We start from the raw sequence: 16,419 nt of genomic DNA on the forward strand, positions 1-16,419 counted from the left end.
CCTCGTGATGTTGTATTGTTGTGCTTTATTGTTCAGTTCGCGAAAGCGCGAGATTGAACCCACTATATGACAGGAAATGCGTTGCTTAAATTGATATATTCACAATGTGACATTGCAATTATTGCAATGTAAATTTGTGGAGCTTGTCTCATGGATTTACGCGATTTAAAAACCTTCCTCCACCTGGCGGAAAGCCGTCATTTTGGGCGCAGCGCACGCGCCATGCATGTCAGTCCTTCCACACTTTCGCGCCAAATCCAACGGCTGGAAGAAGACCTCGGCCAGCCATTATTTATCCGCGATAACCGCACCGTGACCCTGACCGAAGCAGGGGAAGAGCTGCGCGTTTTCGCGCAACAAACGCTGTTGCAGTACCAACAACTTCGCCACACCATCGACCAGCAAGGCCCGTCGCTCTCCGGCGAACTGCACCTGTTTTGTTCAGTGACCGCGGCTTATAGCCATTTACCGCCGATACTCGATCGCTTTCGTGCCGAACATCCCTCGGTAGAAATTAAACTCACCACCGGCGATGCCGCCGACGCGGTGGAAAAAGTGGTGACGGGAGAAGCGGACCTAGCGATTGCCGGTAAGCCGGAAATGCTCCCCGGCGCGGTGGCGTTTTCGATGCTGGAAAACCTCGCGGTTGTGCTGATTGCTCCGGCATTGCCCTGCCCGGTGCGTAATCAGGTTTCACAACCCGAGCCAGACTGGTCAACCGTGCCGTTTATCATGGCGGATCAAGGCCCGGTTCGCCGCCGTATTGAGTTATGGTTTCGCCGACATAAAATCAGCAACCCGTCGATTTACGCCACGGTTGGCGGGCATGAAGCGATGGTGTCGATGGTAGCGCTGGGCTGTGGCGTGGCGCTGATCCCGGAAATCGTGCTGGAAAACAGCCCGGAGCCGGTGCGCAACCGCGTAATGATCCTTGAACGTAGCGATGAGAAAACGCCGTTCGAACTTGGCGTGTGCGCACAAAAAAAGCGGCTGCATGAGCCGCTTATCAGTGCGTTCTGGCAAATCCTGCCGGGTCATTAACCGGCAAGGAAAAAGCGGAACGCCGGGTTGTGAGTTTCGTTGTGGCAATAATAGCCCAACTCGCTGAGCCGGGTTTCGAAATCCGGCTCATGCTCGCCCAACTCAAACGCCGCCAGCACGCGCCCATAGTCAGTGCCGTGGCTGCGATAGTGGAACAGCGAGATATTCCAGTGCGTGCCAAGCGTATGCAGAAACTTCAGCAGCGCGCCCGGTGATTCCGGAAACTCGAAACTGTACAAACGCTCCTGCAACGGTTTCGACGGCCGCCCGCCAACCATATAGCGTACGTGCAGTTTCGCCATCTCATCATCGGAGAGATCCACCACGCTATAGCCGCCTTCACGCAGCAGTTCGAGGATTTCCCGACGCTCTTCCAGCCCGCGACTTAAACGCACGCCCACAAAGATACAAGCGTCTTTGGCATCGGCCAGCCGGTAGTTGAACTCGGTTACCGAACGCCCGCCAAGCAGTTGGCAGAATTTCAGAAAGCTGCCTTTTTCTTCCGGAATGGTCACCGCCAGCAGGGCTTCGCGCTGTTCACCCAGCTCGCAACGCTCCGAGACATACCGCAAGCCATGGAAATTAACATTGGCGCCCGAAAGCACATGCGCAAGCCGCTCGCCGTGAATATTATTCTCGGCGATGTATTTTTTCATCCCCGCCAGCGCCAGCGCACCGGACGGTTCCGCTACCGCGCGGACATCTTCAAACAAGTCTTTCATCGCCGCGCAAATCGCATCGCTATCAACGGTGATAATGTCGTCGAGATAGGCCTGGCAGAGGCGGAAGGTTTCATCGCCAATGCGTTTGACCGCCACGCCTTCAGCAAACAGCCCCACGCGCGTCAGATCCACCGGATGCCCGGCCTCAAGCGCCGCTTTCAGGCAGGCGGAATCTTCCGCTTCGACGGCAATGACTTTGATTTGCGGCATCAACTGCTTGATCAACACCGCGACGCCCGCCGCCAGGCCACCACCGCCCACCGGAACGAAAACGCGATCGAGATGCGCATCCTGTTGCAGCAGCTCCAGCGCCAACGTGCCCTGCCCGGCAATGACCATTGGGTGGTCGAATGGCGGAACAAAGGTGAAACCTTGTTGTTCAGAGAGCTCAATGGCTTTCGCTTTTGCTTCGTCGAAGTTCGCGCCGTGCAGCAACACTTCGCCGCCGAAGCTGCGCACAGCATCGACTTTGATATCCGCCGTGGCGACCGGCATTACGATCAGCGATTTGATGCCGAGGCGCGTTGACGACATCGCAACGCCCTGTGCGTGGTTACCCGCTGACGCGGTGATCACGCCGTGCGCTTTTTGTTCGGCGGTCAACCCGGCGATCATCGCGTACGCGCCGCGCAGTTTGAAACTGTGAACTGGCTGCCTGTCTTCGCGTTTCACCAGAATGACGTTATCGAGGCGCGAAGAGAGTTTGTCCATCTTTTGCAGCGGCGTCACTTGCGCCGCTTCATAGACCGGTGCGCGCAGCACCGCCCTCAGATATTCCGCCCCTTCGGGGGCGGCGGAGAGGGGTTGGGATTCGGCCATGATTAACCCCCGAGTTTGGATTTATCGCGTACCGCGCCTTTATCCGCACTGGTCGCGAGGCTGGCGTAAGCGCGCAGCGCGAAGGAGACCTGACGTTCACGATCAACCGGCGTCCAGGCCTTGTCGCCTCGGGCTTCCTGTGCTTCGCGACGCGCGGCCAGATCCCGATCGCTCAGTTGCAACTGAATGCCACGGTTCGGGATATCAATCGCGATGATATCGCCATCTTCAATCAGGCCGATATTGCCGCCGCTGGCCGCTTCCGGAGAAACGTGACCGATGGAAAGACCTGAAGTCCCGCCCGAGAAACGGCCATCGGTGATCAGCGCACAGGCTTTGCCCAGCCCCATTGATTTCAGGAAGCTGGTCGGATAGAGCATCTCTTGCATGCCCGGCCCGCCTTTCGGCCCTTCATAACGAATGACAACCACATCGCCGGCCACCACTTTGCCGCCAAGAATCGCCTCAACAGCCGCGTCCTGACTTTCATAGACTTTTGCCGGGCCGGTAAATTTCAGGTTGCTGTCATCAACGCCGGCAGTTTTAACAATGCAGCCGTTTTCCGCGAAATTGCCATACAGCACGGCCAAACCACCATCCCGGCTGTAGGCATGCTCCAGAGAACGGATACAGCCTTCGGCGCGATCGTCATCCAGCGTGTCCCAACGGCAATCCTGCGAAAACGCCTGAGTGGTGCGAATACCCGCCGGCCCCGCGCGGAACATGGTTTTCACCGCGTCGTCTTTGGTCAGCATCACATCGTATTGATCAAGGGTTTGCGGCAGGGTCAGACCGAGCACGTTTTTCACGTCGCGGTTCATCAAGCCTGCGCGATCCAATTCGCCCAGAATACCCAGCACGCCACCTGCGCGGTGCACATCTTCCATATGATATTTCTGCGTACTCGGCGCGACTTTGCACAACTGCGGCACTTTGCGGGAAAGCTTGTCGATATCACTCATGGTGAAATCAATTTCCGCTTCCTGCGCGGCGGCCAACAGGTGCAGAACGGTATTGGTGGAACCGCCCATGGCGATATCCAGCGTCATGGCGTTTTCAAATGCCGCTTTGTTGGCAATGGAACGCGGCAGCGCGCTGGCATCATCCTGCTCGTAGTAACGCTTGGTCAGCGCAACAATGCGTTTGCCGGCATTGATAAACAGATCTTTGCGGTCGGTGTGAGTTGCCAACAGCGAACCGTTACCCGGCTGTGACAGGCCCAGCGCTTCGGTCAGACAGTTCATCGAGTTGGCGGTAAACATGCCGGAACAGGAGCCGCATGTCGGGCAAGCGGAACGCTCAACCTGCTCGCTCTGCTCATCAGACACTTTCGGGTCCGCACCCTGGATCATTGCATCGACCAGATCGAGTTTGATTATCTGGTTAGAAAGTTTGGTTTTCCCGGCTTCCATCGGGCCGCCGGAGACGAAAATCACTGGAATGTTTAGACGCAGGGAGGCCATCAACATCCCCGGGGTGATTTTGTCGCAGTTGGAAATACACACCATCGCATCAGCGCAGTGGGCATTCACCATATATTCAACGGAGTCGGCGATCAGCTCGCGGGAGGGCAATGAGTAAAGCATGCCGCCGTGACCCATGGCGATGCCGTCATCAACGGCGATGGTGTTGAACTCTTTCGCCACGCCGCCTGCGGCTTCGATTTGCTCCGCAACCAGCTTACCAAGATCGCGCAGGTGAACGTGGCCTGGCACGAACTGGGTAAACGAGTTCACGACGGCAATAATCGGTTTGCCGAAATCGGCGTCGGTCATCCCGGTTGCGCGCCACAGCGCGCGGGCACCCGCCATATTGCGCCCATGAGTGGTGGTAGCGGAACGGTACTTAGGCATGCTCTTTTTACTCCCGTCTGTCTTTCTTTGCCCTTTATCCTTCGCGCTGCAACGTTGTTGGCTGCAACGCAAAAGGTTTGGGAAGATAATTTTTGTTATTGGTTTACTTGATCCAACCAGCCCCATTTATCTTCCGTTTCACCGGTGAAGAGGCCAAAGAATGCTTGCTGAATACGTTTGGTGACCGGGCCACAACGGCCTTCGCCCACCTGGATACCATCAACGCTGCGTACCGGGGTGATTTCCGCTGCGGTACCGGACATAAACACTTCATCCGCCAGATACAGTGATTCACGGGACAACACCTGCTCGCGAACTTCGATATTCAGCTCTTTTGCCAGCTTGATGATCGCGTCACGGGTAATGCCCGGCAGTGCGGAAGAGGTGAACGGCGGGGTGAACAGAATGCCGTCTTTCACTTCGAACAGGTTTTCACCCGCGCCTTCTGAAATATAGCCGTTCACGTCCAGTGCGATACCTTCCTGGTAGCCGTGGCGGCGCGCTTCGCTCCCCACCAGCAGTGAGGAAAGGTAGTTACCGCCCGCTTTTGCAGCCGTCGGAATGGTGTTTGCCGCAACTCGGTTCCAGGAAGAAACCATCGCATCGATCCCCTGCTCCAGCGCTTCTGCGCCCAAGTACGCGCCCCACGGGAACGCAGCGATGATCACGTCGGTGGTGTAGCCTTCTGGCGGGTTCACGCCCATGCCAACGTCGCCAACAAAGACCAGCGGACGAATGTAAGCGCTGGTCAGGTTGTTTTTGCGGATCACCGAACGGCAGGCTTCCATCAGTTCATCAATACTCTGAGAAACCGGGAAACGGTAGATTTTTGCGGAGTCGCGCAGGCGTTGCATATGTTCGCGATGGCGGAAAACGACCGGACCTTTGTACGAATCGTAGCAGCGAATACCTTCAAACACAGACGTACCGTAGTGCAATGCATGAGACATCACGTGAACTTTTGCATCTTCCCAACGTACCATTTCGCCATTAGACCAAATGTAGTCTGCTTTTTTCGTCGTCATTGTTCTTCCTTTTGCGTTTACACGCGGATTTGTTGTGATTGTGATGATGTGGCGCGCTGCCGGATATCAACCCGGGCAACGTCGACAAGTTTGCTCAACTGGCTAAACAGTAATTCGACTGGCCGCAGGCTGGCAACGGTCAATTCGATATTTATGTTCTGTGCATTGCTGGCAGTTTCCATATTCATGGCGCACACCTGAAAGCCTCGGTGGCGCACCACGCGCAGTACGCGTTCTAACGTTTCCGGGTTGAAGCGAGCTTCAACAGCGACCTGATGTTGCATCATGATAATTTCTCCAGCATTTGTGAGTTACTGGCACCTGGCGGCACCAGTGGCCAGACATTCTCAAGTTCGTCGATTGAGACATGAAGCAGGTATGGCCCTGGGCTCGAAAGCAGAGTATCGAGAGCCGCTTCAACCTGGTCTTTATGGGTAATGTGTTGGCCCGGGATGCCAAAGGCGCTGGCCAGCGTGAGGAAATCGGGGTTATCGGTCAGGGTGGTTTCACTATAACGCTCGTTGAAGAATAACTGCTGCCACTGGCGAACCATTCCTAAGCGCTGGTTATCGAGTAAAACGATCTTCAGCGGTAATTGCTTGCGTTTTACGGTGCCCAACTCCTGAACATTCATCATGAAGGAGCCGTCACCGGAGATACAGATTACCGTATCATCCGGGCGGGCAACTTGCGCCCCCACCGCAGCAGGCAAACCGAAGCCCATTGTTCCTAATCCGCTGGAAGTGATGAAGTTTTCCGGGCGATTAAAACTGAGATGCTGGGCCGCCCACATTTGATGTTGGCCCACATCGGTAGTCACCACGCTGTTTTCCGGTTTGCGATCGGAAAGCTGTTTTAACAACAGCGGCGCATAAATTGCTTCGCCGGGATGATCATAACGCCAGGCGTGCTCGCGGCGCAGATCCGCGCTGTACTGGCGCCATTCATCAATTGCCAGTGTTTGTTGCAACGCTGGCAGCAGCGCGATTAAATCGCCCTGCAATGCAACATGCGCCTGACGCAACTTGCTCATTTCTGCCGGGTCGATATCCATATGGATAACTTGCGCATGCGGGGCGAAGGTATTGAGTTTGCCGGTCACGCGATCGTCAAAACGCGCGCCTACAGCGATCAGCAAATCACACTCTTGCACGGCAAAGTTTGCCGCTTTCGTACCGTGCATCCCCAGCATACCCAGGTAGTAAGCGTAATCGGGATCCACCGCACCCAGCCCTTTCAGCGTGCAAGCCACCGGCATTTTTGTCACGGACAGGAATTCGCGCAATGCCGGAACAGCCTGAGCCATACCGACCCCGCCGCCAACATACAGCATCGGTTTTTTAGCCTGAGCGAGCATCTGCGAAGCTTGATTCACCTGCGCCTGCGGGAAAAAGCTGTCGTCCTCAACGGTCGTGAAATGCGGTTCGAGATTGCCGACAGCCAGTTGGATATCTTTAGGGATATCAATCAGAACCGGGCCGGGGCGGCCAGAGTTTGCGACGTGGAAAGCTTCAGCCATGATGCGCGGCAACTCTTCCAGCGATCCAACGAGAAAACTGTGTTTGGTACACGCCAGGGATAAGCCCAATACATCCACTTCCTGAAAGGCGTCCGTACCGATAAACGGGGCGGCAACCTGGCCGGTGATCGCCACAACCGGGACGGAATCTAACAGCGCGTCCGCCAGACCGGTGATTAAGTTGGTAGCGCCAGGGCCTGAAGTGGCAATACACACGCCTGTTTTGCCGGTGGCGCGGGCATAACCGATGGCGGCCATCGCCGCGCCCTGCTCGTGTCGGCACAATAGGTGTTCCACGCCGCCGTCATACAATGCATCGTAGACCGGCATAATTGCGCCACCAGGATATCCGAAAACGATATCGATATTCTGTGCTCGCAACGCATGTACCACCCATTGTGCTCCATTCATAGCTACTTCCCCGTCGTATATCGGGAGAAACAGAATTTTGTGCTATTACTCATTCTCTGCTCCTCATTTATGTTTTTGAGTTATAAAAAAACCCCCGGACCTTTCGGTGCGGGGGTCTTAGTTCGTTAAGGCTTGTTTTTTAAGCCTTTCCTCGTCCAAGTGCAGCCCCGCACGGTGGGATAATAATCACCACCACGCTAATCACGACTAGGCTAATCACTTGCAGAAGGGCTTTCATATGTGTTCGTTCTGGCTTCATGTTCGAAGGAATGCCTAAAGAGGTAACACAGATTTGCGACAAGACACAAGAAAAAATTATGGCAAGTTTTGTGGCGAAGTTAGCAATTCAATAAAAAACCGTTGTTTTATATGACAAAAATGAAAGGTGAAAATATTTCACCCATTCGGAGCTACCGACATAGCTGCGATCGTGGTTCCAATTGCATGAAAATTGCGTCCTTTTGCCTTCAAATGCTGGGAAATAGTACGTAAATCCGTTATTTCAGCGGTGATAAAGGTGTGATGAAAACAGATAATGCGTAGGACAAGGAGGGGTTATGGCATTGTCTGTAATTTATACAAGGGCTGTATTGGGCGTGACGGCGCCGCTAGTAACTGTTGAAGTACATATTAGTAACGGGCTACCGGGGCTGACTATTGTTGGCTTGCCGGAAACAACCGTCAAAGAGGCGCGCGATCGGGTACGTAGCGCAGTCATCAACAGTGGTTATGATTTCCCGGCCAAGCGGATCACGATAAATCTCGCACCTGCGGATTTACCAAAAGAAGGGGGACGGTACGATTTGCCCATCGCCATCGCACTTCTGGCAGCCTCTGAGCAGATCACGGTGTCCGAGCTCGGCCATTACGAGTTCGTCGGCGAGCTTGCTCTTACAGGCGCGCTACGGGGAGTTCCTGGTGCTATATCTTGTGTAATTGATGCGGTGAATGCAAACAGGCAAATCATTATCGCAAAAGAGAACGAAGCGGAAGCAAGCCTGGTCGAAACGCAGGCATGCCTGGTCGCCAGCCATCTATTGGAAGTATGCGCATTTCTTGAAGGTAAACAGGCTTTACGCCCTCCGGAACCGTTGGTTGGCTACGAGGAAAGACGCAGTGAGGATTTGAGCGACGTCATTGGGCAGGAGCAAGGGAAGCGAGCCTTAGAGATCACCGCTGCAGGTGGACATAACTTACTGCTGATTGGGCCGCCGGGAACAGGAAAAACAATGCTGGCGAGTCGGATGGGTGGGTTGTTACCTCCGCTCAGTAATCGCGAAGCATTGGAAAGTGCGGCAGTAATGAGTGTAGTGAATACTACTGCCCTTGCCCGTCATTGGAAGCGCCGTCCTTTTAGGGCACCTCACCACAGTGCTTCGCTAACCGCTATGGTAGGTGGCGGCTCAATACCGGCACCGGGTGAAATTTCACTGGCACATAATGGCATACTGTTTTTGGATGAATTGCCAGAGTTCGAACGGCGCGTTTTGGATGCCCTGCGAGAACCGATTGAATCCGGACAAATCCATATTTCACGGACAAGAGCAAAGGTCACTTACCCTGCGCGCTTCCAGCTAATCGCCGCGATGAATCCCAGCCCGACCGGCCATTATCAGGGGAATCATAACCGCTGCACACCGGAGCAAACGCTGCGGTATCTGGGAAAATTATCAGGCCCTTTTCTTGACCGTTTCGACCTCTCGCTTGAAATACCGCTGCCTGCACGGGGGTTGATGAGTGAACCGCAGCCTAAAGGTGAAAGTAGCGAAGCAGTAAGATCGCGCGTGATTAACGCTCAGGCGAGACAGCACAGTCGGCAGAATAAACTTAATGCGCGGCTGGAGAGCAGCGAAACGAAACAGTTCTGCGCACTCACCAGGGAAGATGGATGCTGGTTGGAAGAGACGTTAACAAGACTGGGTTTATCAGTTCGTGCCTGGCAACGACTATTGAAGGTAGCGAGAACGATTGCAGATCTCGAACAGCAAGAGACTATCCATCGAGTGCATCTGCAAGAAGCGCTGAGCTATCGCGCAATTGATAGATTACTCATTCACCTGCAAAAAATGCTGGCATAAAAAAAGGGGCCATAGCCCCTTTTTTCGTTTAATCGTCGGAATCTGAGTAGTCTTCCGTGCCTTCCATCTGCGGTTTTCCGCCAGAAAGGGTATGAAAACGCTTCGGACGCTTAATACGTGCCATATACTTGATCCACACGCGTTCAGCTTCCGTATTGGGTTCACGTTCCCCGCGGCACACAGCGACAAATTGGTTCTCTTCTTCAGTCACCGGTTCACGCTTACCGAGCTCAAGCTCGTTAAAGGCAAAACCATGACGCTCAAGCAGTTGAGCCTCTTTGATGGTGAAATCACCGTGGCGAGAGAACCCGCGTGGATAATTTTTATTGTCGAAAAAACGATTCGTCGTCGTAAAGCTTTCCGCCATCCTGCACGCTCCTAATTCTTTGGCCGAGCTATTTATGGCGCGGAGTATTAGTTACGCTTGACAGAGTGTAAAACAAAACATTTAAATCATTACGACAAATATTTTTGTGGAGAAAACCGTGGATACGGAATTGTTAAAAACTTTCCTGGAAGTAAGCAGGACTCGTCACTTCGGTCGCGCAGCCGAGGCACTCTATCTGACACAGTCCGCGGTGAGTTTTCGTATTCGCCAGTTGGAGAACCAGCTTGGGGTCAATCTTTTTACCCGTCATCGTAATAACATACGTCTGACAGCGGCTGGAGAGAAACTCCTCCCCTACGCAGAAACACTGATGAGCACATGGCAAGCAGCCAGAAAAGAAGTGGCTCATACCTCGCGGCATCATCAATTTTCGATCGGTGCCAGTGCGTCGCTTTGGGAATGTATGCTGAGTGACTGGCTTACCCGGCTCTATGATCTGCAAGGTAACCTACAGTTCGAAGCACGTATCGCTCAACGACAATCTTTGGTTAAACAGTTACATGAAAGGCAGTTGGATCTGCTTATCACCACTGAAACACCCAAAATGGATGAGTTTAGTAGCCAATTGCTGGGGCATTTCACACTCGCGCTTTACTGCGCAGCACCCGAAAAGAACAAATCAGAATTGAATTATCTACGCCTGGAATGGGGTCCGGACTTTCAGCAACATGAATCGGAGCTGATTGCCAGTGATGACGTGCCCACTTTGACGACCAGCTCAGCAGAAGTGGCGCATCAACAGTTGCCGCAGTTGAATGGTTGCACATGGTTACCAGTTTCATGGGCAGAACAAAAAGATAGGCTACATCCGGTTACTGACACGGAAACACTTTCCCGACCGCTTTATGCGATTTGGCTGCAAAATAGCGATAAACAAAACCAGATTAAGGATCTTTTGAAGATTAATGTTATTGACTGAATTCGTATAGCAGGGACGCTATACGAATTTATTCAATGAGGGAAATGAGGAAGCTTTGAAAAAGGCAAAAAAAATCCTTAGCAGACGCTAAGGATTATTTCTGGCAGGGGCGGAGGGACTCGAACCCCCAACACCCGGTTTTGGAGACCGGTGCTCTACCAATTGAACTACGCCCCTAATTAGGGTGGCGGAACGGACGGGACTCGAACCCGCGACCCCCTGCGTGACAGGCAGGTATTCTAACCGACTGAACTACCGCTCCACCGAATTTTTTCACAACCACCGGTTTGTTGCCCCGGTTTTCACTGCAATTTGATGCCTGGCAGTTCCCTACTCTCGCATGGGGAGACCCCACACTACCATCGGCGCTACGGCGTTTCACTTCTGAGTTCGGCATGGGGTCAGGTGGGACCACCGCGCTAGTGCCGCCAGGCAAATTCTGTTTACCGCATGCAGACTTCTCCTCCGCACCCGGCTTTATCTGTATCAGGCTGAAAATCTTCTCTCTCTCACACCAAAACATCTTCGGCGTTGTAAGGTTAAGCCTCACGGTTCATTAGTACCGGTTAGCTCAACGCATCGCTGCGCTTACACACCCGGCCTATCAACGTCGTCGTCTTCAACGTTCCTTCAGGAGACTTTAAGTCTCAGGGAGAACTCATCTCGGGGCAAGTTTCGTGCTTAGATGCTTTCAGCACTTATCTCTTCCGCATTTAGCTACCGGGCAGTGCCATTGGCATGACAACCCGAACACCAGTGATGCGTCCACTCCGGTCCTCTCGTACTAGGAGCAGCCCCCCTCAGTTCTCCAGCGCCCACGGCAGATAGGGACCGAACTGTCTCACGACGTTCTAAACCCAGCTCGCGTACCACTTTAAATGGCGAACAGCCATACCCTTGGGACCTACTTCAGCCCCAGGATGTGATGAGCCGACATCGAGGTGCCAAACACCGCCGTCGATATGAACTCTTGGGCGGTATCAGCCTGTTATCCCCGGAGTACCTTTTATCCGTTGAGCGATGGCCCTTCCATTCAGAACCACCGGATCACTATGACCTGCTTTCGCACCTGCTCGCGCCGTCACGCTCGCAGTCAAGCCAGCTTATGCCATTGCACTAACCTCCTGATGTCCGACCAGGATTAGCTGACCTTCGTGCTCCTCCGTTACGCTTTAGGAGGAGACCGCCCCAGTCAAACTACCCACCAGACACTGTCCGCAACCCGGTTCACGGGTCCACGTTAGAACATCAAACATTAAAGGGTGGTATTTCAAGGTCGGCTCCACGCAGACTGGCGTCCACGCTTCAAAGCCTCCCACCTATCCTACACATCAAGGCTCAGTGTTCAGTGTCAAGCTATAGTAAAGGTTCACGGGGTCTTTCCGTCTTGCCGCGGGTACACTGCATCTTCACAGCGAGTTCAATTTCACTGAGCCTCGGGTGGAGACAGCCTGGCCATCATTACGCCATTCGTGCAGGTCGGAACTTACCCGACAAGGAATTTCGCTACCTTAGGACCGTTATAGTTACGGCCGCCGTTTACCGGGGCTTCGATCAGGAGCTTCGCTTGCGCTGACCCCATCAATTAACCTTCCGGCACCGGGCAGGCGTCACACCGTATACGTCCACTTTCGTGTTTGCACAGTGCTGTGTTTTTAATAAACAGTTGCAGCCAGCTGGTATCTTCGACTGGTTTCAGCTCCGTGAGCAAGTCACTTCACCTACGCACCAGCGTGCCTTCTCCCGAAGTTACGGCACCATTTTGCCTAGTTCCTTCACCCGAGTTCTCTCAAGCGCCTTGGTATTCTCTACCTGACCACCTGTGTCGGTTTGGGGTACGATTTCGTGTTACCTGATGCTTAGAGGCTTTTCCTGGAAGCAGGGCATTTGTCACTTCAGCACCGTGGTGCCTCGTCATCACGCCTCAGTGTTAAAAACAACCGGATTTACCTGGTCGTTCCACCTGCACGCTTAAACCGGGACAACCGTCGCCCGGCCGACATAGCCTTCTCCGTCCCCCCTTCGCAGTAACACCAAGTACAGGAATATTAACCTGTTTCCCATCGACTACGCCTTTCGGCCTCGCCTTAGGGGTCGACTCACCCTGCCCCGATTAACGTTGGACAGGAACCCTTGGTCTTCCGGCGAGCGGGCTTTTCACCCGCTTTATCGTTACTTATGTCAGCATTCGCACTTCTGATACCTCCAGCATGCCTCACAGCACACCTTCAACGGCTTACAGAACGCTCCCCTACCCAACAACGCATAAGCGTCGCTGCCGCAGCTTCGGTGCATGGTTTAGCCCCGTTACATCTTCCGCGCAGGCCGACTCGACCAGTGAGCTATTACGCTTTCTTTAAATGATGGCTGCTTCTAAGCCAACATCCTGGCTGTCTGGGCCTTCCCACATCGTTTCCCACTTAACCATGACTTTGGGACCTTAGCTGGCGGTCTGGGTTGTTTCCCTCTTCACGACGGACGTTAGCACCCGCCGTGTGTCTCCCGTGATAACATTCTCCGGTATTCGTAGTTTGCATCGGGTTGGTAAGCCGGGATGGCCCCCTAGCCGAAACAGTGCTCTACCCCCGGAGATGAATTCACGAGGCGCTACCTAAATAGCTTTCGGGGAGAACCAGCTATCTCCCGGTTTGATTGGCCTTTCACCCCCAGCCACAGGTCATCCGCTAATTTTTCAACATTAGTCGGTTCGGTCCTCCAGTTAGTGTTACCCAACCTTCAACCTGCCCATGGCTAGATCACCGGGTTTCGGGTCTATACCCTGCAACTTAACGCCCAGTTAAGACTCGGTTTCCCTTCGGCTCCCCTATACGGTTAACCTTGCTACAGAATATAAGTCGCTGACCCATTATACAAAAGGTACGCAGTCACCCCATTAATGAGGCTCCCACTGCTTGTACGTACACGGTTTCAGGTTCTCTTTCACTCCCCTCGCCGGGGTTCTTTTCGCCTTTCCCTCACGGTACTGGTTCACTATCGGTCAGTCAGGAGTATTTAGCCTTGGAGGATGGTCCCCCCATATTCAGACAGGATACCACGTGTCCCGCCCTACTCTTCGAGCTCACAGCATGTGCATCTTCGTGTACGGGGCTTTCACCCTGTATCGCGCGACTTTCCAGACGCTTCCACTGACACACAAACTGATTCAGGCTCTGGGCTGTTCCCCGTTCGCTCGCCGCTACTGGGGGAATCTCGGTTGATTTCTTTTCCTCGGGGTACTTAGATGTTTCAGTTCCCCCGGTTCGCTTCACAGCACTATGGATTCATGCTGTGATGATGCACCTGAGTGCACCGGGTTTCCCCATTCGGACATCGCCGGCTATAACGGTTCATATCACCTTACCGGCGCTTTTCGCAGATTAGCACGTCCTTCATCGCCTCTGACTGCCAGGGCATCCACCGTGTACGCTTAGTCGCTTAACCTCACAACCCGAAGATGTTTCTTACGCATCATCACGTTGCGAAAATTTGAGAGACTCACGGAACAGTTCGCACTGCTCCGCGTTTCAATTTTCAGCTTGATCCAGATTTTTAAAGAGCAAAACTTCGCAGCACACACAGAATGTGTACTCTGAAGTTTTCTTGTACCGAACAGTAAAGGATGGTGGAGCTATGCGGGATCGAACCGCAGACCTCCTGCGTGCAAAGCAGGCGCTCTCCCAGCTGAGCTATAGCCCCATCGTAGTCAAACCTCATGAACCGGAATTTCTGGTGAGGCAGGGCGAGGTGGCACGAAGCATACTGAAGTATGCGAGTGTCGCCGCAACGCAGCATCAGCAGAAATTTGGTAGGCCTGAGTGGACTTGAACCACCGACCTCACCCTTATCAGGGGTGCGCTCTAACCACCTGAGCTACAAGCCTGCAGAGATTTTTTACTGCTCGTTTTTCATCAGACAATCTGTGTGGGCACTGCAGGGGCAGGTTCTTTCAGGTAAGGAGGTGATCCAACCGCAGGTTCCCCTACGGTTACCTTGTTACGACTTCACCCCAGTCATGAATCACAAAGTGGTAAGCGCCCTCCCGGAGGTTAAGCTACCTACTTCTTTTGCAACCCACTCCCATGGTGTGACGGGCGGTGTGTACAAGGCCCGGGAACGTATTCACCGTGACATTCTGATTCACGATTACTAGCGATTCCGACTTCATGGAGTCGAGTTGCAGACTCCAATCCGGACTACGACGCACTTTATGAGGTCCGCTTGCTCTCGCGAGGTCGCTTCTCTTTGTATGCGCCATTGTAGCACGTGTGTAGCCCTGGTCGTAAGGGCCATGATGACTTGACGTCATCCCCACCTTCCTCCAGTTTATCACTGGCAGTCTCCTTTGAGTTCCCGGCCGGACCGCTGGCAACAAAGGATAAGGGTTGCGCTCGTTGCGGGACTTAACCCAACATTTCACAACACGAGCTGACGACAGCCATGCAGCACCTGTCTCACAGTTCCCGAAGGCACCCCGGCATCTCTGCCAGGTTCTGTGGATGTCAAGACCAGGTAAGGTTCTTCGCGTTGCATCGAATTAAACCACATGCTCCACCGCTTGTGCGGGCCCCCGTCAATTCATTTGAGTTTTAACCTTGCGGCCGTACTCCCCAGGCGGTCGACTTAACGCGTTAGCTCCGGAAGCCACGCCTCAAGGGCACAACCTCCAAGTCGACATCGTTTACGGCGTGGACTACCAGGGTATCTAATCCTGTTTGCTCCCCACGCTTTCGCACCTGAGCGTCAGTCTTCGTCCAGGAGGCCGCCTTCGCCACCGGTATTCCTCCAGATCTCTACGCATTTCACCGCTACACCTGGAATTCTACCTCCCTCTACGAGACTCAAGCCTGCCAGTTTCGAATGCAGTTCCCAGGTTGAGCCCGGGGATTTCACATCCGACTTGACAGACCGCCTGCGTGCGCTTTACGCCCAGTAATTCCGATTAACGCTTGCACCCTCCGTATTACCGCGGCTGCTGGCACGGAGTTAGCCGGTGCTTCTTCTGCGGGTAACGTCAATGAAAATGGTTATTAACCATTCCCCCTTCCTCCCCGCTGAAAGTACTTTACAACCCGAAGGCCTTCTTCATACACGCGGCATGGCTGCATCAGGCTTGCGCCCATTGTGCAATATTCCCCACTGCTGCCTCCCGTAGGAGTCTGGACCGTGTCTCAGTTCCAGTGTGGCTGGTCATCCTCTCAGACCAGCTAGGGATCGTCGCCTAGGTGAGCCTTTACCCCACCTACTAGCTAATCCCATCTGGGCACATCTGATGGCAAGAGGCCCGAAGGTCCCCCTCTTTGGTCTTGCGACGTTATGCGGTATTAGCTACCGTTTCCAGTAGTTATCCCCCTCCATCAGGCAGTTTCCCAGACTTTACTCACCCGTCCGCCACTCGTCAGCGAAGCAGCAAGCTGCTTCCTGTTACCGTCCGACTTGCATGTGTTAGGCCTGCCGCCAGCGTTCAATCTGAGCCATGATCAAACTCTTCAATTTAAGTTTGATGCTCACTGAATTAAACTTCGTAATGAATTACGTGTTCACCCGTGAGACTTGGTATTCATTTAGCGTCTTGCGACGTTCAAGAATCCATATCCCCTGAGTGCCCACACAGATTGTCTGATAAATTGTTAAAGAGCAGTGCCGC

The 16,419-nt window shown here is 53.7% G+C and carries 11 protein-coding genes, 4 tRNA genes and 3 rRNA genes; 3 read left to right on the plus strand and 15 right to left on the minus strand.

All coding sequences use genetic code 11. From position 1 onward, the window contains the following. Positions 1-150: 150 nt before the first annotated feature. Positions 151-1,041 carry an HTH-type transcriptional activator IlvY gene (gene ilvY / locus AAEY27_RS21425; RefSeq protein ID WP_342322773.1) on the plus strand — a complete coding sequence of 297 codons (891 nt, stop codon included), beginning with the start codon at positions 151-153 and terminating at the stop codon, positions 1,039-1,041. Here the strand turns inward: ilvY and ilvA are convergent. The 7 genes from ilvA to ilvL form a co-directional block, all read right to left on the minus strand. Continuing rightward, positions 1,038-2,582, minus strand: coding sequence for a threonine ammonia-lyase, biosynthetic (gene ilvA, locus AAEY27_RS21430; RefSeq protein WP_342322774.1), 1,545 nt, complete (start codon positions 2,580-2,582; stop codon positions 1,038-1,040). The two genes, ilvY and ilvA, sit on opposite strands and share 4 nt — an antisense overlap. A 2-nt stretch (positions 2,583-2,584) precedes the next feature. Further along, positions 2,585-4,435 (minus strand): dihydroxy-acid dehydratase, encoded by a 1,851-nt coding sequence (gene ilvD, locus AAEY27_RS21435; RefSeq protein ID WP_342322775.1) that lies wholly within the window; start codon positions 4,433-4,435, stop codon positions 2,585-2,587. Positions 4,436-4,530: 95 nt separating this feature from the next. Further along, complete coding sequence (locus AAEY27_RS21440) at positions 4,531-5,460, minus strand: branched-chain amino acid transaminase (protein WP_342322776.1); 930 nt, start codon at positions 5,458-5,460, stop codon at positions 4,531-4,533. Between the two features lie 17 nt (positions 5,461-5,477). Beyond that, positions 5,478-5,747, minus strand: coding sequence for an acetolactate synthase 2 small subunit (gene ilvM, locus AAEY27_RS21445; protein WP_342322777.1), 270 nt, complete (start codon positions 5,745-5,747; stop codon positions 5,478-5,480). Then, positions 5,744-7,390: an acetolactate synthase 2 catalytic subunit gene (gene ilvG / locus AAEY27_RS21450; protein ID WP_342322778.1), complete on the minus strand. Its 1,647-nt coding sequence runs from the start codon at positions 7,388-7,390 to the stop codon at positions 5,744-5,746. Before ilvG ends, ilvM begins: the two co-directional genes overlap by 4 nt. Positions 7,391-7,392: 2 nt before the next feature. After that, positions 7,393-7,443 (minus strand): peptide IlvX, encoded by a 51-nt coding sequence (gene ilvX, locus AAEY27_RS21455; RefSeq protein WP_342325670.1) that lies wholly within the window; start codon positions 7,441-7,443, stop codon positions 7,393-7,395. Between the two features lie 86 nt (positions 7,444-7,529). Then, positions 7,530-7,628 (minus strand): ilv operon leader peptide, encoded by a 99-nt coding sequence (gene ilvL / locus AAEY27_RS21460; protein WP_071818784.1) that lies wholly within the window; start codon positions 7,626-7,628, stop codon positions 7,530-7,532. A gap of 319 nt (positions 7,629-7,947) precedes the next feature. Here ilvL and AAEY27_RS21465 point away from each other — a divergent pair, with 319 nt between their 5' ends. After that, positions 7,948-9,468 carry a YifB family Mg chelatase-like AAA ATPase gene (locus AAEY27_RS21465; RefSeq protein ID WP_342322779.1) on the plus strand — a complete coding sequence of 507 codons (1,521 nt, stop codon included), beginning with the start codon at positions 7,948-7,950 and terminating at the stop codon, positions 9,466-9,468. A 28-nt stretch (positions 9,469-9,496) separates the two neighbouring features. Here the strand turns inward: AAEY27_RS21465 and AAEY27_RS21470 are convergent, their stop codons facing one another. Continuing rightward, positions 9,497-9,835 (minus strand): DUF413 domain-containing protein, encoded by a 339-nt coding sequence (locus AAEY27_RS21470; RefSeq protein ID WP_342322780.1) that lies wholly within the window; start codon positions 9,833-9,835, stop codon positions 9,497-9,499. A 106-nt stretch (positions 9,836-9,941) separates the two neighbouring features. Between AAEY27_RS21470 and hdfR the strand changes: the two genes are divergently transcribed. Beyond that, complete coding sequence (hdfR, locus tag AAEY27_RS21475) at positions 9,942-10,775, plus strand: HTH-type transcriptional regulator HdfR (protein ID WP_342322781.1); 834 nt, start codon at positions 9,942-9,944, stop codon at positions 10,773-10,775. A 101-nt stretch (positions 10,776-10,876) separates the two neighbouring features. Here the strand turns inward: hdfR and AAEY27_RS21480 are convergent. From AAEY27_RS21480 to AAEY27_RS21510, 7 genes are all read right to left on the minus strand, one after another. After that, a tRNA-Trp gene (locus AAEY27_RS21480) sits at positions 10,877-10,952 on the minus strand. Positions 10,953-10,960: 8 nt separating this feature from the next. After that, positions 10,961-11,037: transfer RNA gene (locus AAEY27_RS21485), tRNA-Asp, on the minus strand. A gap of 55 nt (positions 11,038-11,092) precedes the next feature. Continuing rightward, positions 11,093-11,208, minus strand: a 5S ribosomal RNA gene (gene rrf, locus AAEY27_RS21490). 102 nt (positions 11,209-11,310) lie between these two features. Next, positions 11,311-14,216: ribosomal RNA gene (locus AAEY27_RS21495) — 23S ribosomal RNA — on the minus strand. Positions 14,217-14,395: 179 nt separating this feature from the next. Continuing rightward, positions 14,396-14,471 (minus strand) — tRNA-Ala (locus AAEY27_RS21500). Between the two features lie 107 nt (positions 14,472-14,578). After that, positions 14,579-14,655: transfer RNA gene (locus tag AAEY27_RS21505), tRNA-Ile, on the minus strand. A 71-nt stretch (positions 14,656-14,726) separates the two neighbouring features. Beyond that, positions 14,727-16,268 (minus strand): 16S ribosomal RNA (locus tag AAEY27_RS21510). Together the 16S, 23S and 5S rRNA genes with 4 tRNA genes alongside form the textbook arrangement of a ribosomal RNA operon. Positions 16,269-16,419 lie beyond the last annotated feature (151 nt).

Origin of the sequence: Kosakonia sp. BYX6 (assembly GCF_038449125.1) — a bacterium.
In the GTDB taxonomy this organism is placed as follows: Bacteria; Pseudomonadota; Gammaproteobacteria; order Enterobacterales; family Enterobacteriaceae; genus Kosakonia; species Kosakonia calanthes.